Raw genomic sequence first — 21,961 nt, forward strand, 5'->3', positions numbered from 1 at the left:
CGGCTCAGATCTGACGGCACGCCTGCCACCGACCCGGACAACTCAACACACTTCCATGTGTCTATATGTTTCGGTAACATTACCGCCTGGTAACTCCCCTGGACCCAGGCCACGCGCGCGGCTGAAGGTTCCACCACCTCGCCATGTGGAGGACCGTCCATGCCCCACCGCCCGTTGGCCCGTGCCGTCACCGCGTTGGCCGCGCTGGTCGCCACCACCCTCGCCGTCCTGCTCGTCCCCGGTGCCGCCCAGGCCGCCGCGATCCACTACGTCGCCCTCGGCGACTCCTACTCCTCCGGGGTCGGTGCCGGGTCGTACGACCCGAACACCTGCCTGCGCAGCTCCAAGTCGTACACGTCGCTCTGGGCCCAGCAGCACGCCGTGGCCAGCTACACGTTCCCCGCCTGCGGCGGCGCGAAGACCGACGACGTGCTGAACGAGCAGATCGGATCGTTGGACGCCGGCACCACCCTGGTCACCATCACCATCGGCGGCAACGACGCCGGCTTCTCCAGCATCCTGGAGAACTGCCGGTTCGGCAGCGAGTCGGACTGCACCAACCGGGTGAACGAGGCGAAGACCTTCGCCACCACCGTGCTGCCCGGCCGGCTCGACACCACCTACGCGGCGATCCGCGACCGGGCCCCGAACGCCCGGCTGATCGTGCTCGGCTACCCGCGCCTGTTCGAGACCGGCTCGTGCGGCCTGCTCGGGATGAGCAAGTCCAAGCGGATCATCCTCAACGAGGCCGCCGACCTGCTCGCCCAGGTCACCGCAGGCCGGGCGGCGGCGGCCGGAGCGACCTTCGCCGACACCCGCTCCTACTTCGCCGGCCACGGCGTCTGCGCCAGCACCCCCTGGCTGAAGGACGTCACCGGCCTGATCGAGGCGTACCACCCGAACGCCGACGGCTACCGCCTCGGCTACCTGCCCGCCCTCAACGCTGTCACCGGCTGACCCCGAGACTTTCCACCACCACCAATCCGACAGCCGGCAGTCCACAGCGGACTGTCGGCTGTCGGGCGTCTCCGCTACCGTTGCGCGATACGACGGACGGTGATCAGGGGGTGACGGATGGCGGGGATCACGTCGGCGTACCGGCAGGCGGTCACGGCCCACCGGGCAGCCCGGGAGCGGCTCGGCCGGCTCACCCGGGCCCTCGCCGAGCGTTCCGCCCCGGCCGGCGGGGAGACCGCCGACCTGGTTGCCCGGCTCGCCCGGGTGGGCGCCACCCTGTCCACCCCGACCCCCGGCGCGACCCCGCTCACCGCCGGGCCGGTCCCGGTCCGGGTCGGCCAGGCCTCCACCGTGGACGGCGGCTTCCCCGTGGTCGTACCGCTCGGCAGTGGCCGGCACCTGGCGGTCGAAGCCGACGCCCGCGACCCCCGGGTCGCCGCCCTGCTGCGCGCCCTGGTGCTCCGGCTGATCGCCACCGCACCGCCGGGCGCCGTCCGGGTCGCCGCCCTCGACCCTGCCACGTTCGGGGCGGCCTTCCTGCCGCTGCGACCACTGGTCGACGCCGGGGTGCTCGACCCGCCCGCCACCACCGAACCCGAGATCGCCGCCCTCCTCGACACGGTCGAACGGCACGCCCGCCTCGCCCAGCAGGCCGGCCCGGACGCCGACCTGCCCACCCTGGTCGTGGTCGGCGCGGCACCACCCCCGTCCCGGGAACTCGCCCGGCTCACTGCCCTCACCCACGCCGGCCCGACCGCCGGGGTCTGTGTGCTGCTCGCCGGGCATCCACCCCGGGACGCCGGGCCGCCACCACCACCGCTGGCCGCCGCCACCCGGATCACCCTCACCGACCGGTACGCCCACGTCGGCGACCCGCCGGGCCTGCCGTACAGCCCGGACGGGACCGGGCTGGCCGCCCCGGTGCTGCTCGACGGCGACCCGGCACCGGCCACCGTCGCGGCGCTCGCCGAACACCTCGGCACCGCCACCCGTCAGGACGCCGAACTCCGCTTCGCCGACCTGCTCCCCACGCAACACTGGGCCGAGTCGGCCCGCGCCGGCCTACGTACCGTGATCGGTCGGGCCGGGCGTACCCCGGCCACCGTGGCCTTCGACGACGCCACCCCGCACTGGCTGGTCGGCGGACGTACCGGGGCCGGCAAGACGGTCTTCCTCCTCGACGTGCTCTACGGCCTTGCCACCCGCTACTCCCCGGCGGAACTGCACCTGTACCTCCTCGACTTCAAGGAGGGGGTCAGCTTCACCGAGTTCGTCCCCACCGGGCGGGACCCGTCCTGGCTGCCGCACGCCCGCGCGGTCGGCATCGAGTCCGACCGCGAGTACGGCGTCGCCGTACTCCGGGAACTCCGCCGGGAGTTGGGGCGCCGGGCCGGTGCACTGAAACGGTACGGCGTCACCAAACTCGCCGACCTGCCCCGGGACACGCCGGCACCCCGGGTCGTGGCGGTGGTCGACGAGTTCCACGTCCTGCTGGCCGGCAACGACAGCCTCGCCCGGGAGGCGGTCACCCTGCTGGAGGAGTTGGCCCGCAAGGGCCGCTCGTACGGGGTGCACCTGGTGCTGGCCAGCCAGAGCACCGCCGGCATCGAGGCCCTCTACGGCAAGGCCGACGCGATCTTCGGGCAGTTCCCGCTCCGGGTTGCCCTGCCCGGTGGCGCCGGGGTGCTCGACCCGCTCAACCCGGCCGCCGACGCGCTGACCATCGGCACGGCGGTGTTGAACACCGCCGCCGGGGCAGCCGGCCCGGACACCGTCGTCCGCTTCCCTGACGCGCACGCCGACGCCGCCGACCTGGCCCGACTGCGCCACCAGCTCTGGCAGGCCCGGCCTGCCGGGAACGATTCGCCGGCCGTGTTCCGCGGCTACGAGGCCGCGTACGTCGAGGACGATCCGGTCTTCGCCGGGCTACGCCCCGGCGGTCGGCGCCCGGCCGCCCTGGTTGGTCGCGCGGTCGACGTGACCGGCAGCACTGCCGCTGTCCCCCTGGACGCCACCCCCGGCCGGCACCTGGCCGTGGTGGGCACCTCGGCTGCCGGCGCCCACGTCCTCCGGGCCGCCGCGTGGAGCCTCGCCCGTCAGCACGCGCCGGGCACCGCCCGGTTCCTGCTCGCGCCGCTGGTCGCCGCCGCCGACCCGGTCGCCGACGACCTCGCCGCCGCGCTGACCGACGCCGGGCACCCGGTCGACCAGCTTGACGCCACCGGGCTGCGGGGGCACGTCGGCCAGCTCGCCACCGCACCGGCCGCCTCGCCGACCGGGCGGACGTACCTGGTGGTGTTCGGGGTGGACGCGGCCGGCGCGGTGCTCGGCCTGTCCGACCCGGCCACCTTCCGCACCGGGTACGACGACCTGCGCGCCCTGCTGCGACACGCCCCCGGGTACGGGGTGCACCTGCTCGGCTGGTGGCGTGGGCTGCGCCGGCTCGCCGACGACCTCGGCGGTACGCAGAACCGGGACGACGTGGCCTGTCTGGTGGCGCTGAACGTGCCTGGAGCGGAGCTGGGGCTGCACCTCGGGGTGACCGACCTGGCGTACACCCCCCGGGCAAACCGGGCCCTGCTGGTCGACCGGCACGAACACCGCACCCAGTTGATCGTGCCGTTCGTCGGGGCGGGACACGAACCCGAGGAGGAGGGGCTGAGATGAGCAGCCTGGAGGATTACGCGGCCCTGGCCCGGCACCTCGCCGAGCAGCGCCGGGCCGCCGACCGGCGTGCCGACGCCGAGACCGGACGGCGACGGCGCTGGCAGGCCGACGTGGACCAGCTCGACCAGCGGCTCACCGCCCAGCAGGAGTGGCTGGCCGGGCTCGGCGCGGCAATCGGTGCACCGTTTCCCACCGTCGACCACCCGGACGGACAGCCGGACCGCGCGCCGACGACGTACCGGGAACTGCCGGTCGGTCCGCCCCGCCCGGCCCTGCCGACCAGCGATCCCGCTCGGGTCGACGGTCCGACGTCCGGGGCCCTCCGTACCGTCGACCCGGATTCGCCACCTCCGCCCGGTCCGGCCGCCCCGTCGCCCCCGCTCGACCCGGCCGAGGAACTGGCCCAGATCCGATCCCGCGCCGACGAGGCCGACGGGTACGGCCGGCAGGTCGAGGCGCGGGCCGGGCAGCCCCGACTCCTGCCCGGCTGGTCACCGCTGTCCCGGGCGATCGTCGTCTACCTCGGTAGCGCCGTGGTCGGAGCGCTCGCGGTGGCTGTCCTGGTGCTCGTCGCCAACGCCGGCTGGATCGACTCGGCCACCCTCGCCATCTGGACCGTCGCCGGCATCCCCGCGCTCGCCTTCTTCGCCGGGTTCCTGCTGCTCGGCCGGTACGGTCGACCGGCTGTTGGCGGCGCATCCCCGCCCCGGCACCTCAACACCGGTTTCGTGATCTGCTTCCTGCTGCTGCCCGCCGTCTCCTGCGGCTACCTGCTCCTCGCCCGGGGCGACTGACCGCATCGGGCGACCCGTGGCGTCCGGCGCGCCGCCGGTCGTCGGCTCGGCGGTGGCGGCCGGCTCGCCTTCGGCGCATGTCCAGGCGGCGGTGAGTAGGTCGTCCAGGTCGGCCGGGGCCATTCCCTCGTCCTCCAGGAGCCCGAGCAGCAGCAGCGTACGGGCGGTCAGGGTGGCCGCGTCGTCCGGCGGGGCCGGGCACTCGCCGAGCGCCGCCCGGATCAGCGCCTCGGCCACCGTCGGGTCCACGTCCAGGCCGGTCACGTCGTACCGCTCCCGGGCCGAGGCGACGAACCGGATCACCGCCGCCCGGTCCGCACCGGGCGCGAACCGCCGCCGGGCGGCCACCAGCAACGCCCCGGCCAGCAGGTCCGCGTACCGCCGCCACTCCGTCTCGGCGAAACCGCGTACCCGCCGGTCGTGTCGGTCCACCCGTCCGTGGACCAGACTCCGCAGGGCCGTCCGCACGTTCTCCGTCACCGTCGCCACTCCCTGATCACCTCGTTGCGTAACGTCGTCCAGCGGCCGGGGCGCTCCCGGCGACGCCGGTTCCGTATCAGGTGGATTGCTGCGTGGACCCCGGCGGCGATCTCCGCCGGGTCGGCGCCCGTGCTGTTCCTTGTCGGTGGGGCCGGCTCCGGTACGCCGGCCAGGCGTGCGGTGTACCGGTCGATGGTCCGTGCGCCCACCGCCAGCCGCGCGGTGACCAGGTCGAGCCGCGCGGACGCCGCCGCGAACCGCCGGGCCGCGACCAGGCCGTCCGCCCGCCCGGTACGCCGCAACCGGGCCTCGGCCGCGCCGAGCCGGTGCCGCACCCGGGCGGCGAGCGCGGCGGCCCGGTCCGCGTCGGCGCGGGCCAACCGCAGCCCGGCCAGCAGACTGGTGGAACCGGCCGGCGTGTCCGGATCGGCCCGTGCCTCGGCCAGTCCCGCGTAGACCAGCCCGAGCGCCCGCCAGCACTCGGTCACGGCCTCCCGCCACGGCTGCCGCTGGGTGGGCGATCCGGCCCCGTGCAAGTGCGCGCCGGCCCGGTCGTTCGCCGCGATCAGCGCCAGCCAGGCGGTCCGCAGGTCGTCGACCAGGTCGTCGGTGAGCCGCACGCTGGCATAGTGGGCGAGCCGGCCCTGCGCGGCCCGCCACTCGTCGCACGGGCCGGGCCGCCCGCACGCCCGACACACCCCGGTGTACGCGACGGTTCGATGCGCGGCGAGCACCCGGCGCGCGTCGGTGACCCGCTCGTGCGCGTACGTGGTGAAGTGACCCCGGTTCACCGGGTGCCGCCGCTCGTCGTGTCCCTGCCCGGGCCCTTGATCATCAGGGCGAAGCGGACCTCCGGGCAGGGGTGGTCTGCGCCGCAGGCACAGACCAGGCGGGGCACGGTCCGGGTGGGATGGGCGAAGAGGATGTCGTCGGCGTCCTCGACGTCCTGCGCGGACGCGAAGTCGGACAGGTGCTTCACGGGTACGTCTCCCGTCTGCTCCTTGCGCGATGGGTTGGATCGGTCTTGGTGTTGGTCTCGATGGCCGGGGCCGCGTGCGGGCAGGCTCCGGCACGCCCAGCCGGCCAGGGGGAGTGGCCGACCGGGCGCTTACTGCGGTGGGGAAGGACCAACTCCACGGGTGCTGACCAGGGAGCCGGTCGATTGGGACCCTACGATAGCAAGCTATCGCAGTCAAGCTATCACTTGCGATAACAAGGTGAGAGGTGGTCGAATAGCGATGCTGACCAGGGAGTATCGCTATGCCACCGAGCCCCAAATGGGCTGAGCTTGCCGAGCACATCCGCAAGCAGATCGCCTCGGGCGAGTTGTCGCCCGGTGAGAAGCTGCCGTCGACCGCGCAGCTCTGTCAGATCCACGGCATCTCGTCGATCGTGGTTCGTAACGCCATGCTGACCTTGAAGGCCGAAGGTCTCGTCGTCGGCGTGCCCGGGGTGGGCGTATACGTCGCGGAGGGCGCAGCCAGCGGGGCTGACTGACTTCGCGGAGCCTGCTGACCCTCGTGATCATGGTGGCTTCCGGTCCCTATGTGGGCCGTTTCCCGCCACCATTCACCACGCCCCTCCGCAGGGCAGTCGCCCCTCACCTTTCTTGGTCCACTCCATATCGCCGATGCCGCGGTATCGGCGACTGGGGGATGCCGCCTGACCGGCGAAACGGAGTGGATCAGTGGGGCTGGTGCGTCGTGGATCTGTCTCGGGGTGGCTCTGTCCGTGGTTGATCTCATACGCTGCGTGTTGGTTCGCGCCGGTGCGGTGGCGTGGCCGCTGAACTCCAGGTGACCCAAAGGGAGGGCGTGTGAGTAGCGCTGCGGAGATGATCGCGAAGCTGAGCGCGGCGTCTCAGAAGTTGGAGGAGGCGCGTGCCAAGACGGCCGGTGCCGCCCAGGATGTCGCCGAGGCGCGGACTCTCGTGGCCAGTGCGTTGGAGGGCGTGGGTGCCGGTCCGTTGGTTGGTGTTATCGATGCCTACCGGCAGGCGTTGATGCAGGCCGCGCAGGGTGGCGAGCCGGCCCGGCAGCAGGTCCAGGAGACGATCGCGAAGATCCACGCGCTGGGAAACTGACCGGGGGTGGTGGCAGCCCAACCCGCCAACCACCCCAGCGTGTCTCTGTCCGACAGCGCACTCGACCCGGCAGGCTTCGGCGGCGGCGGGAGGACGTCGGCGATGAATCACCGCCACAGCCACGGGAGCGGATCAGCGCCGAATCGGTGAGCTTCTGGGCAGCCACAGGTGCCGCCAGTTGGGCGACGGTTTCCGAGTTCATGCCGACGGTGGTCAAGGCGGTGGCGGGTTCCATCCTTGCGGGCGCAGCAGCAGTCGGAGCAGGTAAAAGCTGGTTGAAGAAACGACGAGAGGACCGGGCCGATGAGAATCGATGACCGTGCTGAGCCGCTGGTCAGGGCGGCCATCCACGCGGCAGTCAAGCAAGACTTTGGCAAGCTCGACCAGAGCATGAGGGCCTTTACGGACGACGAGCTTGCCCGCAACGGCGTGGAGCTGACGCTTGCAGTGATCCTTTTTGTGCTCCAGGACATCCACGGAGGTAGGCCGGACAACGCCGCGATTCGTGAGGTCGCGAACGAGATCGCCGAGGACGAGTCCTGGTCGAAGGCCTCCGCTGGGGAGGCGACTGCTTTCCTCTCTCGCCTAGTCGCCGGTGAGCCAATGGTCGACGTCTTTTCCGCTGAGGAGACCGTCGTGCTGGCGTACGTGTGTGCTGGGCACCTGTTGTCCTCGAATCGTCAGGACGGCGAGAAGTGGTGGAACTACCTGGATCGTGCCGAGGCTGCGATCGAGGCTGCGGGGTAGCCCGGCTTTCTCCACGGACCCGGCTTGGCGGTAGGGCGTTGACCCCCGAAAGGGGGACAGCGAATCCGAAGTTGACTCTCTATTCTGGAGCGTTCATCGTTCACAGTGGACGTGGAGAGTCGTGGATCCTCGGAAGGTACGGCGTCTGGCGGAGCAGTCCGCCAACTTCGGGTTCTTGAAGGCGCACCCCCTGCTGGTCTGGTACGGCACAGGTGCTGAGCTGCTGGTCTACGTCGACGCTCAGTCGTCGATGTTCAAGGCACGGGCGTTCGGCGACGTGCTCGCCAGCGATCTGGTCCGGCGAACATCCGCCAAGCCGCAGAGCCAGTCCTTCTTCCACCGGGTGGAGGCGCTCTACGCGGAGGGCACCCTCACACCGGACGTCTACGCCGCCTTCGACCGCCTCCGCGACACCGGCAACCAGGCCGTACACGATCACCTTGGCGAGGTGCGGCACGCGCTGGAGCTGCTGCGTACCTGCTTCGAGCTGGGGGAGTGGTTCCACCGGGCGCTGACCGGAGACCGTACCCCGAACGGTTTCGTGCCGCCCACGCCACCAGCCCGGCAGGTGCCGGCGAGCGTGGCCGCCGCTCTTCAGGAGGAGATCGACCGCTACCAGCAGGAGCTTGCCGAGACCAAGTTGCTGCTCGCCGGCAAGGCTTCCCTCGATGAGGCGCGGGCGGACGCGACAGTGGCCGCTGAGCGGGCCGTCCAGGACTCGGAGGCGCGGCGGGACGAGACGGTGGCGCTGGTCGCGAGCCTCAAGCCGGACGCCGAGGCCGCGCGGGAGGCGTTCGACGCCCAGCCGGCGACGAAGGTCTCTGCCGCCAAGCGCGAGGAGTTCATCGCCAACGCCCGTCGGGCGTCCCGCGCCCCGCTGAACGAAGCGCAGACCCGCGAGGAGATCGACCGCCAGCTCGGTGCCGCCGGTTGGGTCGTCCAGGACGAGCGGGACATCAACCTGTATGCGGGGAGCGGCGTCGCGGTCCGCGAGGTCCGATTGGCCACCGGCCGCGCCGACTACCTGCTCTACGTCAACCAGCGCCTCGTGGGCGTGATCGAGGCGAAGCGGGAGGGCACCGCGCCGCGCGGGGCGGAGGCGCAGCTCGACCGGTACCGCAGTGGGCTCACCGCCGCGCAGAAGCTCAACGCCTGGCCGCGGGAGAAGCCCCTGCCGTTCGGCTACGTGGCCACCGGCACCGAGACGACGTTCGTCAACGGGCTCGACCCGTTCCCGCGTACCCGGGAGGTCTTTGCCTTCCACCAGCCGGAGACGCTGGCCCGCTGGATGCGGGAGGCGGAGAGCGAGCCGGCCGCGCCGACGCTGCGGGCCCGGCTGCGGCAGCTTCCGGAGCTGGACCGGCTCGGCCTGCGCCCGGCCCAGATCGAGGCGGTCCAGGGCTTGGAGAAGTCGCTCGCGGAGGACCGGCCGCGCGCTCTCGTCCAGATGGCCACCGGCGCGGGAAAGACCTTCACCGCCGTCACCGCCAGCTATCGGCTGCTCAAGTACGCGCGAACCGGCCGGGTCCTCTTCCTGGTCGACCGGAACAACCTCGGCAAGCAGACGCTCCGGGAGTACGCCGGCTACCAGACCCCGGACGACGGGCGGAAGTTCACCGACCTGTTCAACGTCGACCGGCTCACCGAGGCCGGCATGCTCGACTCCTCCAAGGTGGTGATCTCCACGATCCAGCGTCTGTATGCGGCGCTGCGCGGGGACGAGCTGCCCGACGCCGACGTGGAGGACCAGGATCTCGACAGTTACGACCGGGACGAGCCGGCCGAGGTCAGCTACAGCCGGCGCATTCCGCCGGAGGCGTTCGACCTGATCGTGGTGGACGAGTGCCATCGGTCGATCTACGGCAAGTGGCGGGCGGTGATCGAGTACTTCGACGCCTTCGTGGTCGGGCTGACCGCCACGCCGGTCAAGCAGACCCTCGGCTTCTTCCAGCAGAACCTCGTCTCGGAGTACACCTACGAGCAGGCGGTCGCGGACGGGGTGAACGTCAGCTTCGACGTCTACCGGATCAAGACCGCCATCACCGAGGCGGGCGAGAAGATCGACGCCGGCACGGTCGTGCCGTTGCGTGACCGGCGCACCCGGGCCGAGCGCTACGAGGAACTGGAGGACGACTTCACCTACGGCGGCGGACAGGTCGGCCGGTCGGTCATCTCCAAGGGGCAACTCAAGCTGGTGCTGGAGACCTTCCGGGACCGGCTGTTCACCGAGATCTTCCCGGGCCGGACGACGGTGCCCAAGACGCTGATCTTCGCCTGCGACGACAACCACGCGGAAGAGATCGTCAAGATGGTCCGGCTGATCTTCGGCCGGGGCAACGACTTCGCCCGGAAGATTACCTACTCGTCGCGCCGGGAGGGAGCCGACCCGGAGACGCTCATCCAGGCGTTCCGCAACAGCCCCGAGCTGCGGATCGCGGTCACCGTCGACATGATCGCCACCGGCACTGACGTCCGGCCCCTGGAGTGCCTGCTCTTCCTCCGTCCGGTGCGCAGCGCCACCTACTTCGAGCAGATGAAGGGGCGCGGGGCCCGCACCATCGACCCGGCGGACTTCCAGGCGGTCACGCCGGACGCGAAGATCAAGGACCGGTTCGTCATCGTCGACGCGGTCGGCGTCACCGAAGCCGACCTGGACGAGGCCGTCCCGCTCAACCGGCACACCGACAAGCAGATCTCCCTGCGGGACCTGCTCCGCAAGGCCGGCACGCTGACCGCCTCGGCCGACGAGGTGGCGACCCTCGCGGCCCGGCTCGCCCGGCTCAACCAGCAGCTCACCCCCGCCGAACGGCAGGAGCTGGCCGAGCTGGGCGGGCAGCCGCTCACCGGCATCGTGGGCGGCCTGGTCGACGCGGTCGCGCCGGAGCAGTTGAACCCGGCGAAGGCCGCCGGCCGGGATGCCGTCCGGGACCTGCTGGCGGGCGCGCTGCGTCCGCTCGCAGCGAATCCGGACCTACGGGAACGCATCCTGGAGATCCGGCGCTCCTACGACATCACGTACGACGAAGGAAACGTCGACACCCTGCTGTCGGCGACCGGGGTGTCTCCTGCGGAACGGGCGACGGCGACCTGCCGCAGTTGGCGCGATTACCTGGAGGAGCACCGGGACGAGATCGCCGTGTTCCAGGTCTTCTTCGAGGGCAAGGGCCGGATCAGCTACGACCAGCTCCGCGAGCTGGCCACCCGCATCGCCCGGCCCCCACAGGCATGGACGCCGGACACGCTGTGGGACGCTTACGTCCAGCTTGGACGAGCGTCGGCGCAGCCCGGTACGCGGAGCGTGGCCGACCTGGTTTCCCTTGTGCGGTACGAGTTGGGCCTTGACCAGGAACTTCGTCCATATCGGAGCCAGGTCGAGGAGCGCTTTCGTGCTTGGCTGCACCGGCAGGAGCAGTCAGGGGCCACCTTCACCGCCGACCAGGTGTGGTGGCTGGAGAGGATCAGGAACGTGATAGCGGTCAGCGTGGAGATCACGCCGGACGACCTGGACGGCGCACCGTTCACCGAACGCGGCGGCATCGACGGCTACGCCAACACCTTCGGCGACCGCGCCGAACCCCTCTTGAACGAACTCAACCAGGAGCTTTCCGCGTGAGCGACTTGCCAGACGGCTGGGAATGGGCACGCCTTGACGAGTTGGTTGGTGGCAACGGAGTCTTCACAGACGGCGACTGGGTTGAAAGTAAGGACCAAGACCCCAATGGCGAAGTGCGGCTAACGCAGCTAGCGGACGTTGGTGAGGGTGAATTTCGAGATCGAAGCAGTCGATCGCTCACCCTTTCCAAGGCGCGTGAGCTGAGGTGTACATTCCTGGAAGCAGGCGATGTCCTCGTGGCGCGTATGCCCGAACCTTTAGGGCGGGCATGTATTTATCCGGAGGCCGATCGACTGGCCGTGACTGTCGTTGATGTATGCATAATCCGGTGTCGGCATGTTGACGCACGATGGTTGATGTGGTGGCTCAACTCGCCCTTGGTGCGTCGACAGGTGTACGGTTATCAGGCTGGAACTACTCGCAAGCGAATCTCTCGAAATAATCTTGCGAAGGTTGTCGTTCCTGTTCCTCCTTTCAACGAGCAGAACCGAATTGTTGCCGTCCTCGAAGGATATCTGTCGCGGCTCGATGTAGCTGCTCGACAGTTGCGCCAGACAACCGCGCGTGCTGATCGCCTGCGCGAGGCGTGGCGGCAGCGTGTGGAGAACGACTGCCAGGGCGATGAGGTAGTACGTCTAGGGGATCTGCTGGCCGCTCCACTGAGAAACGGTCATTCGGCCCCAGCTGCACCGGACGGAGTCGTGCGCACTCTGACCTTGACCGCAGTCACCCGCTCCGAGTTCGTGGATGACTTCACCAAGATGACATCCGCTGATCCTCGGCGGGTTAGCGGCCTCTGGTTGGAGCCAGGAGACATCCTGATACAACGTTCGAATACCCCAGACTTGGTGGGTACCGCCGCGCTTTACAAGGGGCCTGAGAACTGGGCGATTTTCCCGGACCTGTTAATCAGAGTCAGGCTACGGAACGACGTTCTCCCCGAGTTCGTTACCCTTTTGCTGCAAGCCCCTAGCGCCCGCAGATACTTCCGTTCACGTGCCAAAGGTTTGGCGGGGTCCATGCCGAAGATCGACCAGCAGGCCATTCATGATTTTGAGGTAAGGTTGCCGACTCTCGACCGTCAAGCTGAGCTGGTGCGTCGGTTCGATGAAGTTGCCACCCTTAGTGGAAAGGTTTGGAAGATCTGTCAGCGCTCTGTCGACCGGGTTGGTCAGTTGCGTGCCTCCCTCTTTAACGAGGCGCTCTCGGGGCGGTTGGTGCCGCAGGATCCGAACGATGAGCCGGCCTCCGAGTTGTTGGCGCGGATCAGGGCTGAGCGGGCGGTCAGCGTGCCGAAGCAGCGGACGCGCGCTCGGCGTACCCCGAAAGAGCTGCCGGCACCACCGACCAGGGTGACCGGCGACGACTACCAGCAGGAGGCACTGCCGCTGTGAGCACTGTGGATTCGCGCCGGCTGGTGCAGAAGCTCTGGAACTACTGCGACGTGCTCCGCGACGACGGGGTCTCGACGATCGACTACGTCGAGCAGTTGACCTTCCTGCTCTTCCTGAAGATGGCCGATGAGCGGGCCAACCGGAGTTTCCGGCCGGAGCAGATCGTGCCCGACGAGCTGAGCTGGCAGACCCTGCTCGACGCCGAGGGACCGGCCCTGGAGGTGCAGTACAAGCACATCCTCACCGAGTTGGGCAAGCAGGGCGGGACGCTCGGCACGATCTTCCGCAAGGCGCAGAACAAGATCCAGGATCCGGCGAAGCTCAAGCGGCTGATCGTGGACCTGATTGGCAAGGAGAACTGGTCCCAGGCCGGGGTCGACGTCAAGGGCGACGCCTACGAGGAGTTGTTGGCCAAGGGCGCGGAGGATGCCAAGTCGGGTGCGGGGCAGTACTTCACGCCGCGTGCGTTGACCGCCGCGATGGTCGATTGCATGCTGCCCACCCCCGACGACACGATCACCGATCCGGCGTGCGGCACGGGCGGTTTCCTGCTGGCCGCGTTTGAGTACATCCAGCAGCATCACGGCAGCACGCTCACCCCGGACCAGCGCCGCAAGCTGGCGAACGGGGCGATCACCGGCACCGAGCTGGTCGACGGCACGGCCCGGCTGGCGGCGATGAACATGCTGCTACACGGCATCGGCACCCCCGGCGGTGCGTCGCTGATCGCGATCGAGAACGCGCTCGGCCGGGAGCCCAGCCGCCGCTACAGCCTGGTCCTGGCGAACCCGCCGTTCGGGCGTAGTTCCTCGATCAAGATGGTGGGCCAGGACGGGCGGGCCGCCGACCGGGGCGACGGTGCGATCGAGCGCCCCGACTTCTGGACGACCACCGCGAACAAGCAGCTCAACTTCGTCCAGCACATCGCCTCGATGCTGGAGATCGACGGCCGCGCGGCGGTCGTCCTGCCGGACAACGTGCTCTTCGAGGGCGGCGCGGGGGAGACCATCCGCCGCCGGCTGCTCAAGCAGTACGACCTGCACACCATGCTGCGCCTGCCCACCGGGATCTTCTACGCCGGTGGGGTCAAGGCGAACGTGCTGTTCTTCGAGCGGCGGCGTGCCCGCGAGGAGCCGTGGACCACCAAGCTCTGGGTGTACGACTTCCGCACCAACGAGCACTTCACCCTCAAGCAGAACCCGCTGCGCCGGGATCACCTGGACGACTTCGTGAAGTGCTACCGGCCGGGGGAGGACCGCGCCAACCGGCAGGAGACCGAGCGCTTCAAGGCGTTCACCTACGACGAGCTGGTCGCCCGGGACAAGGTGAACCTCGACATCACCTGGCTCAAGGACGCCTCCCTGGAGGACGCCGACGCGCTACTCCCGCCCGAGGTGATCGCCCAGGAGATCGTGGAGGACCTCCAGGCCGCGCTGCGCGAGTTCGCCGCCATCGCCGACGCCCTGGCGTCCACTGGTCCATCGCTTCATGACAACGTTCGCTCTGACGATTGAGTAAGCAGAGGTAGACGCGTGCCGGATTCCCCTATTCGAGGCGACGGATTTACCATTCATTCTCTCTTCGGTCAGTTCCAGTTTCGGCTGGATCCATACCAGCGGGAGTACAGTTGGGGTCGGAAGGACGTCAAGGCGCTCATCGACGATCTGGCTCGGCACTTCACTGAAGATTGGTCTCCTCGTCACGAGCGAAGGGATGTGGCTGACTACCGGCCGTACTTCCTTGGTCCCTTCGTTTACTACCGGGACAAGGAGTACGCGGCCCTTGTTGACGGCCAGCAGCGCATCACGACGCTGCATCTGCTGCTCATGCACCTTCGCCGGCTGGCGCTGAGTGCTGACCGTCCGGAGTACCGCAACGACATTGCCGCTCTCGAACGGCTGATAGCCGGAGTGACATTCGGGGACCGTGCTTACGCCATCCAGGACGACAAACGAACTGTCGTCCTGGACATGATATACGAGGATAAGCCGTTCGCCCTGCCGGCCGACGCCGGGCCTTCCGTGGCCAATCTGTACGAACGAAGCCAGGAGATCGACAGCCTGTTGCCGGAGGCGATTCGTGACGAGGCGCTTCCACTGTTCATCCACTGGCTCCTCAATCGGGTCTGTCTGGTCGGGATCAACGCCAACGACCGGCGGCAGGGTTGGGAGATATTCGAGACGATGAACGACCGGGGCATGCAGCTCGGCCCCGCAGATCTCCTCAAGAGTTTCCTGCTCCGCAAGGCCGGCAATCGGGACAACCTGCCGAGGCTCGGTGACGCCTGGAGCACGATGCTCACCACCCTGGGAACCCGGATACCGCAGGTAGCCACGCGCTTCTTCCAAGCGCTACTCATCGGCCAGTACGCCGAGAATGTCGATGAGGCTGACGATATCATCGTGTCATTCCACGGTTGGGTGCAGGAGCATCACCAACGACGCCTCGGGCTGGCAAACCCGCCTGACTTCGCTCGGTTCATCGAGCGGAATCTCGTACGGCTATCGAGTCGATTCGTCACTCTGCACCATGCGACCCAGGTGCTTGAGCCGGGCTTGGAGGCGATTTTCTACAACTCTCGTAACGAGATCGACCAGATGCCGTTCTTGTTGGCGGTGCTGCGCCCGGATGACAGCGACGCCCAGTTCCGGGACAAAGCGCGCTTGGTCGCGAACTACCTGGACCTGGTTTTCGTCCGGCGGGCAGTCAACAATAAGATGCGTAAGTCGGAAGAACTTTATCTCGATACTTTCCCGCTCATCCCTGAGCTTCGGCGTGCGGCAGACCTCGACGAAATCTCCAAGTCGCTGGGGCGTCGCAGCTTTGAGACCGACGTCGACTTCACCGGCGTGAAGCAATACGGGTTACGGCCGGACAACCACTCACAGGTGCGATACCTGCTGGCCCGGCTGACGTCCTTTGTCGAGGTCGAGAGCGGCCGACCCAATGAGATCTTCCGGTACCTGGACATGAAGGAACCGTTCGAGGTTGAACACGTGTGGGCGGACAAGTTCGACCGTCACCAGCCAGAGGTGAAGACGGAGGCCGTTTTCCGCGTGCAGCGGAACCGGCTCGGTGCTCTGTTGCTGCTGCGCAAGTCGCACAACGCCAGTTATCAGGACGCGCCATTCGAGCAGAAGGTCGAGTGGTACCGGGGCCAGAACCACTTGGCGGCATCCCTGCACGAGGCGACCCATCAGCGCAACAAGCCCTTTACGGATGGCGTGGTCAAGCGGTACCAGCTTGGCAAACTCTTCCATCCGGTACGTCGGTTCGACATGGCCGCGATCGAGCTACGGCAGCAGCTTTATGAGCGCCTGTGCGAGATCATCTGGGACCCCAAGCGGTTGGGCTTCACGCCACCATCGACTACCACCGTTCCAGCACCGCCCGTTCCAGTGGCCACTGCTAGACGGACTCGGGCGCACTACGGTGGGGTGACAGTGGCCAGGCTCCTGAAAATCGGCGCGTTCGGAGTCGCAGAGGAGCTGATCCTGACCTACAAGGGCAACCAGTATCGCGCCTCCATCAACAATGATGGTCAGATCGAGCTCGAAAGCGGTGAAATATTCGATTCGCCGTCTCCGGCAGCTATCACCGTCACGGGTAAGTCGACGATGAACGGCTGGAGTGCCTGGAAGGTGAACAGGGAGGGCAAAGCGGTCCCACTCTTTGACGTGCGCGCAGATGCCCTCGCTCGAGGGCTGTTGGAGGGTACGGCGTAGTCGGTGCGCTGTAGATTCGCACCCCGCCTGCTCGGGTGTTTGCAGGCGGGGTAAGCGGCTGAGCCCGGCGAGGGCCGCCGAGGAGAGCGCGGGTGCTGAATGCCAGATCCCCCGCAGTGGCGGAGGTTCCCGAATCGAACGGAATAGAAGGAAGCGCCCGCATGGCCTCGGCCCCCGCCGATCCTACCCAGGGATCAACTCGCTGAGTCGGTCGAGAGTGTACGTCTCCGACCCGGCCGGCAGGCCCTCCGGTGCCTCGATGCCGACGTAGGTGACCGGCTCGTCCGGCAGCCGTCCGTCGCACACGGTCACCTCCGCCTTCGTGCGCCACCGGTCGACTAGGTAGGCCATCGTGAGGTACCGCCGCTCCACCAGTGCCCGTACCCGGTCGGCCGTGGTGAAGGTGTTGCCCTCCACCCGGTTGAACGACGGCATACCCCGCAGGTAGAGGTGCAGCCAGACGGCCTGCCATCCGTGCGCGTTCCGGGCGAACACCATCGGCAGCGCGACCCGGCCCTGGCCGCGTAGCTGCGAACGCGCCCGCACGGTCCGGGCGTCGAACGGTGCGCCGCGCTGGTCCCGGGTACGCGTCTGGTACCCGAACATCGACTCGGCGACCTCGTCGAACGACTCGCCCGCGTAGATGTTGACCTGCGGAACCACGTACCGCCCACGGACGGTCAGCGGCACGTCGATGAATTCGGTCGCGCCGTTCTTCGCATCGGTGATGTCACCGGAGTGCACCACGCCGTCGTGGCGGTAGTTCGTCCAGGACACCTGGCCCGCACTGTGGAACCCGTCGTCGAGCAGCAGCACCGACAGGTCGTAGTCGGTGCGCCGGCTGCTCTGCCGCCAATATGTGAAGAAGCGCAGCAGCTCGCCCGACACCGACGCCCGCGAACCCCTCGGCAGCACCGCGAAACCGCCCTCGGCCGCCTTGCCGGTCAGCGGCAGGGCGACGTCGAGCACCTCCGGGTCCACCAGCAGCGGTCGCTCCGGTTCCGGCAGCCGGGCGGCGATCTCGGCGTCGAGCAGTGCCGACAGCTCGGCCACCAGCTCGGCCGGCAGCGGCGGCCGTTCGTCGGGCCCGACCCACGAGCTGCGCGACCGGCTGGCGTACATCCGGGCGGACGCGGGCGTCAGCCGGTTGTCGACATGTTCGCGCAGGGAGAGGAGCACCCGGCCCGACGCCGAGCCGAGCGCGCCCGTGACGGCGTCGACCACGGTGGTGCGCTCCGCCGCCGACGCCAGCCGCAGCAGCCGGTCGGCGGACCGCAGGAGCAGGCCCGGGGCGGCCGACAACACCGCCGCGGCCGGGGCGACGGCCCCGGAGCGGATCGCGGCCTCCGCGCGACCGGCGAGGTTGGGTACCCGCCGCTCGCCACGGGCGACCGCGAACACCTGCTGCGCGTGCGGCCACTGGGCGTACTCGTGCGGGTGCAGCCGTTCCCCGAGCCGCTTCCACCGCTCCGCGTAGCGCGCGACGTCACCGAGCTTGGCCGGGCTGGCCGCGACGACCTGGTCCAGCGCGGCCAGCAGCATCCGCCGCTCCGGGCGCCGAAAGGCACGGAACCGGGTGGGAGTCCGGAGCGAGGGGTCCCCGTCGGAGACCTGGCAGGCCAGACGCAGCACGTCGGTCGTGGTGTCCACGGCGACCAGCGGCCGGCCGAGGACGAGCCGGATCCCGTTGAGCACGGCCCGGTTCTCCCGTACCGGGATCTCGGCCGGCTGGGGACCGTCCGCGCAGGCGACCGCGAGTTCGCCGAGGATCGCCAGGTCCGCCTCGCCGTGCGGCGTGACGCTGCCGGCCAGCGCCAGGTAGAGCCGGGTTGCCTCCACCTCGGCGGTGTCGCCGAGCCGCAGCAGGGTCATCCGGTCGCCGGCGGCGGCGACCAGGTCGTCGTGCGCGGCCAGCAGCTCGGCGTAGGTGTGCTGGTAGGTGCCGTAACCCGGCAGGTCGAGCGGGTTCACCCCGCCCGAGGTCACGGCCTCCCGCAGCTGCACCTCGGTCGCCGTGCCCCCACCGGTGAGTACGGCCGCCCGGAGCCGGTCGGTCCAGAACTCGACGGTGTCCGGCACGTCGTCCGGGAACCCGATGAAGTAGGCGTTGTGCTGGACGTGGTCACCCACCAGCTCGCGTACCGCCGCCACGACCGTGGCGGCGAGGTCCATCGCCGGGCCGGGAGCCAGCGCGCCGACGTGCTCCAGCAGGGCCCGCGACGCCGAGAACCCGACATCGAGCAGTGCCGCGTCCAGTTGCCGGGCCACCGGCGTGCCGTCACCGGCCGCGCCGGTGCTGACCGGTACGCGCAGCGTCCTCTGGATGATCAGCTTCTCGAGCACGAGGCCCTCCCCTCACAACGACTCCGGCCGTTGCCCCCGCAGCGGCAGAGTGGGTCGCCGGGGACTCGAACCCCGAACCTTCCGATCCAACAAGGAGAAGGAAGCGCCTCCATGACCGCAGGAGCGGAGAACGGACGCGCTACTCAGTCGGATGCTCTATCCAGTTGAGCTAACGACCCGGGTGTGATCATCACACCGGTCGGGTCTGCCTGGCTATCGGGTAATCGCCGTCCGAGGACATCCGTCGTCCGGGGGCCCCTGGCCCGCCCCGTCCACCATGGCCCGACTGCTGGTCGACCTGCTGGCCGTACGGGGGCGGGCGGACAAGCTGCCAGCCGAGGTGGAGGCCGGCGGCGCCGCTGACCGGTGGCTCGGCCTGCTGGTCCAGCAGGGGCAGCGCGAACGCGGGACCAGGATCCGCCGGTATGGGTGGGATGGCGCCGAGCGCTGAGCGAGCGTCGAGGTCGAAGACAGCCGAGGGCGGTGGCAAGGCACAACTCACGTCGAGCTCGGACAGTCGAGAAGTTAGATCCACTCCATCGATGTAGTGGCATCACCGAGCTTGGGTTCAAGTGGTTGTTGCAACGGAGTGGATCAGGGCGGCGGTCCGGTCGAGAGCAGGCCGGGCGGTGGGGTCACCTGACCGGGGAGCCGCCGTCCACCGGGATGGTGTGGCCGTGGATGAAGGACGCGTCGTCGCTCGCGAGGAAGCAGACCGTCCGGGCCACCTCGTCGGGTTCGCCGTATCGGCCTGCGGGGGCCTGCATCGTCAGGTCGTAGAACGGGAAGTCGCTGGTGATCTCCGCGCCCTCGAACGCGGCGGTCTTGATGACGCCGGGTCCGATCCCCACGGCGCGGATGCCCCGGTGGCCGTAGTCGTAGGCGATCTGTTTCGTCAGCCCGATGACGCCGTGCTTGGCCGTGGTGTACTCCGCCCCGACCTCGCTGGCCACCAGCCCGGATGCCGAGGAAACGTTGATCACGACGCCGCTGCCGCGCTCCAGCATGTGCGGAAGCGTGGCCCTGGTCGCGAGGAACACGCCCTTGAGGTCGACCTCCATGACGCGCTCCCACTGGCTGGTCTCGATGTCGAGCAGCGGAACGTAGGCTCCGAACACCCCGGCGTTGTTCACCAGCACGTCGATGCGGTCGTACGCGTCGAGAGCGGCGCTCACCATGGCGGTGACCGACTCCTCGTCGGTCACGTCGGCCGCCACTCCGATCGCGTCTCCTCCGGCGTCGCGGATCAGTGTGACCGTGGCGTCGGCGCGTTCCAGGGAGAGGTCGGAGACGACGACCTTCGCTCCTTCCCCGGCCAGCTCCACGCACATGGACCGGCCGAGACCGGAGCCAACCTGGTCGGGGCTGTACCCGCCGCCCGTGACGAGAACGACCCTGTCTCTCAGTCCGCGCACGCCCGTGTCCTCCTGTCCCGTCGGGAAACCGTTCCCAGTCGACCGGAACGAACCGTCTCGGCTGGTCAGGGGTCGTTCTGCCGAGGCTGTCGATGCACCGTAACCGTTCCCGCGGTGCCGGCTGGCCGGGACCGTGCGTCGGTACGCCCTTCGGGTGCCATGCGGATCTCCGGCGCGGGGCCGGGTAGTGGGGCGCCCCCGACTCTCGTCAATCTTGGACAATTGCCGATCTCATGGGACGGTAATTGTCCACGATTGGCAGACGCGCGGAGGCGGGCGTGAGCGGATCCAGCGGCGGTGGGCGGTTCGGTGGTGAGTTGGACGGGTTCCGGATCGGTCACGTGCCGGCCGGGGTCGGCGACCTGGTGTCGGACTTCGCCACCGAGTCTGACGACGTACGGTTCACCTCCCGGATGTGGGAGCGGGAGACCGCCGAGGGTGCCCGGGTCGACCTGCGGGTGCACGTCCTGCGCGGGGAACGGCTCGCCACCCTCGACGACCTGCGGGACTTCCTCGCCGAATACCACGAGCGCGCCCCCGCCGGGTGGGGCCTGACCGAGTTCCGCCCCGGCGGCCTGCCCGGCCTGGCCGGCGAGACGGAAGCATTCTGGCTGGTGACCCCCGGTGTCGGGGTCGACGTCCTGATCGACCCGGCCGTCGGCGGCCAGCCGGAGCTGGTGGCTGTCGCCAACGCGGTCACGCCGGCCGGGGCAGACTGACGCCGGAGCGGGGACGCGGCTCGGCTGGAGGGACACCCGCGATGGCCGCCCGGGGCGTGGCCGGTTGAGGATGATCCACTCGGGGTAAGGGGGGCCGGCGCGGTGTCGCCCCTCCGCCGACGGGGACGGGTCGACGCCGCGTGACAGGATCCGCCCTGGACCGGGCGGACGACCCGGCGGTGTTCAGGAAGTCGAGGGTGAGATGGAGTTACTGGCCAGCCCCGAGCTGTGGATCGCGTTCGCGACCCTGCTCCTGCTGGAGATCGTGCTCGGTATCGACAACGTGGTGTTCATTTCGATCCTGTCCGGCCGGCTGCCCGAGCACCAGCAGGCGAAGGCCCGGACGATCGGCCTCTCCCTGGCGCTGATCACCCGGCTGCTCCTACTGGCCTCGCTGTCCTGGGTGATCGGGCTGACCGCCCCGTTGTTCACCGTGCTCGGGCAGGAGATATCCGGACGGGACCTGATCCTGCTGGTCGGTGGTCTGTTCCTGCTCGGCAAGGCGACGTACGAGATCCACGAGCACCTGGAGGGCGCCGACCACGCCCGGTCGGGCAAGGCCGCCTCGTTCGCCTCGGTCATCGCGCAGATCCTCGTCCTGGACATCGTCTTCTCGCTCGACTCGGTGATCACCGCGGTCGGCATGGTCGACGAGCTGGTCGTCATGGTGGCGGCGGTGATCATCGCGATGATCATCATGCTGCTCTCGGCCGGCGCGGTCAGCGGCTTCGTGAACCGGCACCCGACGGTCAAGATGCTGGCCCTGTCGTTCCTGCTGCTGATCGGGGCCAGCCTGATCGCGGAGGGCTTCGACCAGCACATCCCGAAGGGCTACGTGTACGGGCCGATCGCCTTCTCGATCTTCGTCGAGTTCCTCAACCTGCGGGTCCGGTCCAAGCAGAAGCGCGAGGACGGCAAGCCGGTGCACCTGCACCCGACGTACGTCAAGAACGGGCAGGCCGCTGCCGCCCCGGCGGCGGTCCCGCAGGCCCCTGAGGCGACCGACCCGGCCCCGAAGGGCTGA

The 21,961-nt window shown here is 69.2% G+C and carries 17 protein-coding genes and 1 tRNA gene; 13 read left to right on the forward strand and 5 right to left on the reverse strand.

From position 1 onward, the window contains the following. Nucleotides 1-159 precede the first annotated feature (159 nt). The 3 genes from AB0F58_RS11730 (at nucleotide 160) to AB0F58_RS11740 (ending at nucleotide 4,418) form a co-directional block, all read left to right on the forward strand. Entirely contained in the window at nucleotides 160-957 is a 798-nt protein-coding gene (locus AB0F58_RS11730; protein ID WP_357141556.1) for an SGNH/GDSL hydrolase family protein, read from the forward strand. A gap of 117 nt (nucleotides 958-1,074) precedes the next feature. After that, the gene (locus AB0F58_RS11735; protein WP_357141559.1) at nucleotides 1,075-3,624 is read left to right on the forward strand and encodes an FtsK/SpoIIIE domain-containing protein; all 2,550 of its coding nucleotides are present in this window, start codon (nucleotides 1,075-1,077) and stop codon (nucleotides 3,622-3,624) included. Beyond that, the gene (locus AB0F58_RS11740) at nucleotides 3,621-4,418 is read left to right on the forward strand and encodes a hypothetical protein (RefSeq protein WP_357141562.1); all 798 of its coding nucleotides are present in this window, start codon (nucleotides 3,621-3,623) and stop codon (nucleotides 4,416-4,418) included. The genes AB0F58_RS11735 and AB0F58_RS11740 overlap by 4 nt, the downstream gene beginning before the upstream one ends. Nucleotides 4,419-4,894: 476 nt before the next feature. Here the strand turns inward: AB0F58_RS11740 and AB0F58_RS11745 are convergent, their stop codons facing one another. Next, complete coding sequence (locus AB0F58_RS11745) at nucleotides 4,895-5,689, reverse strand: hypothetical protein (RefSeq protein ID WP_357141565.1); 795 nt, start codon at nucleotides 5,687-5,689, stop codon at nucleotides 4,895-4,897. After that, nucleotides 5,686-5,877 carry a hypothetical protein gene (locus tag AB0F58_RS11750; protein WP_357141568.1) on the reverse strand — a complete coding sequence of 64 codons (192 nt, stop codon included), beginning with the start codon at nucleotides 5,875-5,877 and terminating at the stop codon, nucleotides 5,686-5,688. The genes AB0F58_RS11745 and AB0F58_RS11750 overlap by 4 nt, the downstream gene beginning before the upstream one ends. Before the next feature lie 281 nt (nucleotides 5,878-6,158). Between AB0F58_RS11750 and AB0F58_RS11755 the strand changes: the two genes are divergently transcribed. The 7 genes from AB0F58_RS11755 (at nucleotide 6,159) to AB0F58_RS11785 (ending at nucleotide 16,460) form a co-directional block, all read left to right on the forward strand. Next, nucleotides 6,159-6,395 carry a winged helix-turn-helix domain-containing protein gene (locus tag AB0F58_RS11755; RefSeq protein WP_357141571.1) on the forward strand — a complete coding sequence of 79 codons (237 nt, stop codon included), beginning with the start codon at nucleotides 6,159-6,161 and terminating at the stop codon, nucleotides 6,393-6,395. A 337-nt stretch (nucleotides 6,396-6,732) separates the two neighbouring features. Beyond that, nucleotides 6,733-6,981 carry a DUF6244 family protein gene (locus AB0F58_RS11760; protein ID WP_357141574.1) on the forward strand — a complete coding sequence of 83 codons (249 nt, stop codon included), beginning with the start codon at nucleotides 6,733-6,735 and terminating at the stop codon, nucleotides 6,979-6,981. Between the two features lie 303 nt (nucleotides 6,982-7,284). Beyond that, nucleotides 7,285-7,728 (forward strand): hypothetical protein, encoded by a 444-nt coding sequence (locus AB0F58_RS11765; protein ID WP_357141577.1) that lies wholly within the window; start codon nucleotides 7,285-7,287, stop codon nucleotides 7,726-7,728. Between the two features lie 121 nt (nucleotides 7,729-7,849). After that, entirely contained in the window at nucleotides 7,850-11,341 is a 3,492-nt protein-coding gene (locus AB0F58_RS11770; RefSeq protein WP_357141580.1) for a DEAD/DEAH box helicase family protein, read from the forward strand. Continuing rightward, nucleotides 11,338-12,735 (forward strand): hypothetical protein, encoded by a 1,398-nt coding sequence (locus tag AB0F58_RS11775; protein ID WP_357141582.1) that lies wholly within the window; start codon nucleotides 11,338-11,340, stop codon nucleotides 12,733-12,735. The genes AB0F58_RS11770 and AB0F58_RS11775 overlap by 4 nt, the downstream gene beginning before the upstream one ends. Further along, a complete protein-coding gene (locus AB0F58_RS11780) occupies nucleotides 12,732-14,249 on the forward strand; it encodes a class I SAM-dependent DNA methyltransferase (protein WP_357141584.1) in 1,518 nt (505 codons plus the stop codon). Before AB0F58_RS11775 ends, AB0F58_RS11780 begins: the two co-directional genes overlap by 4 nt. An 18-nt stretch (nucleotides 14,250-14,267) precedes the next feature. Next, a complete protein-coding gene (locus AB0F58_RS11785) occupies nucleotides 14,268-16,460 on the forward strand; it encodes a DUF262 domain-containing protein (RefSeq protein ID WP_357141586.1) in 2,193 nt (730 codons plus the stop codon). A gap of 183 nt (nucleotides 16,461-16,643) precedes the next feature. On the opposite strand, the gene AB0F58_RS11790 is transcribed toward AB0F58_RS11785, so the two are convergent. Further along, a complete protein-coding gene (locus AB0F58_RS11790) occupies nucleotides 16,644-18,803 on the reverse strand; it encodes a hypothetical protein (protein ID WP_357141588.1) in 2,160 nt (719 codons plus the stop codon). Between the two features lie 50 nt (nucleotides 18,804-18,853). Beyond that, a tRNA-OTHER gene (locus tag AB0F58_RS11795) sits at nucleotides 18,854-18,982 on the reverse strand. Nucleotides 18,983-19,080: 98 nt separating this feature from the next. On the opposite strand from AB0F58_RS11795, the gene AB0F58_RS11800 reads away from it, so the two are divergent. Further along, nucleotides 19,081-19,254, forward strand: coding sequence for a hypothetical protein (locus AB0F58_RS11800; RefSeq protein ID WP_357141590.1), 174 nt, complete (start codon nucleotides 19,081-19,083; stop codon nucleotides 19,252-19,254). A gap of 184 nt (nucleotides 19,255-19,438) precedes the next feature. On the opposite strand, the gene AB0F58_RS11805 is transcribed toward AB0F58_RS11800, so the two are convergent. Then, on the reverse strand, nucleotides 19,439-20,218 hold the full coding sequence (locus tag AB0F58_RS11805; protein WP_357141593.1) for a glucose 1-dehydrogenase: 780 nt from the start codon (nucleotides 20,216-20,218) through the stop codon (nucleotides 19,439-19,441). A gap of 278 nt (nucleotides 20,219-20,496) precedes the next feature. Here AB0F58_RS11805 and AB0F58_RS11810 point away from each other — a divergent pair, with 278 nt between their 5' ends. Together AB0F58_RS11810 and AB0F58_RS11815 are read left to right on the forward strand one after the other, a co-directional pair. Beyond that, nucleotides 20,497-20,937, forward strand: coding sequence for a hypothetical protein (locus tag AB0F58_RS11810; RefSeq protein ID WP_357141595.1), 441 nt, complete (start codon nucleotides 20,497-20,499; stop codon nucleotides 20,935-20,937). Between the two features lie 202 nt (nucleotides 20,938-21,139). Beyond that, nucleotides 21,140-21,961, forward strand: a complete 822-nt coding sequence (locus AB0F58_RS11815) for a TerC family protein (RefSeq protein ID WP_357141598.1) — start codon at nucleotides 21,140-21,142, stop codon at nucleotides 21,959-21,961.

Origin of the sequence: Micromonospora sp. NPDC023956 (assembly GCF_040639195.1) — a bacterium.
GTDB lineage: Bacteria > Actinomycetota > Actinomycetes > Mycobacteriales > Micromonosporaceae > Micromonospora.

Excerpts from the sequence above, each read along its gene's own strand:
- AB0F58_RS11760 (WP_357141574.1), top strand. The coding sequence starts at position 6,733 with ATGATCGCGAAGCTGAGCGCGGCGTCTCAGAAGTTGGAGGAGGCGCGT.
- AB0F58_RS11815 (WP_357141598.1), top strand. The coding sequence starts at position 21,140 with ATGGAGTTACTGGCCAGCCCCGAGCTGTGGATCGCGTTCGCGACCCTG.
- AB0F58_RS11765 (WP_357141577.1), top strand. The coding sequence starts at position 7,285 with ATGAGAATCGATGACCGTGCTGAGCCGCTGGTCAGGGCGGCCATCCAC.
- AB0F58_RS11755 (WP_357141571.1), top strand. The coding sequence starts at position 6,159 with ATGCCACCGAGCCCCAAATGGGCTGAGCTTGCCGAGCACATCCGCAAG.
- AB0F58_RS11800 (WP_357141590.1), top strand. The coding sequence starts at position 19,081 with ATGGCCCGACTGCTGGTCGACCTGCTGGCCGTACGGGGGCGGGCGGAC.
- AB0F58_RS11735 (WP_357141559.1), top strand. The coding sequence starts at position 1,075 with ATGGCGGGGATCACGTCGGCGTACCGGCAGGCGGTCACGGCCCACCGG.
- AB0F58_RS11740 (WP_357141562.1), top strand. The coding sequence starts at position 3,621 with ATGAGCAGCCTGGAGGATTACGCGGCCCTGGCCCGGCACCTCGCCGAG.
- AB0F58_RS11730 (WP_357141556.1), top strand. The coding sequence starts at position 160 with ATGCCCCACCGCCCGTTGGCCCGTGCCGTCACCGCGTTGGCCGCGCTG.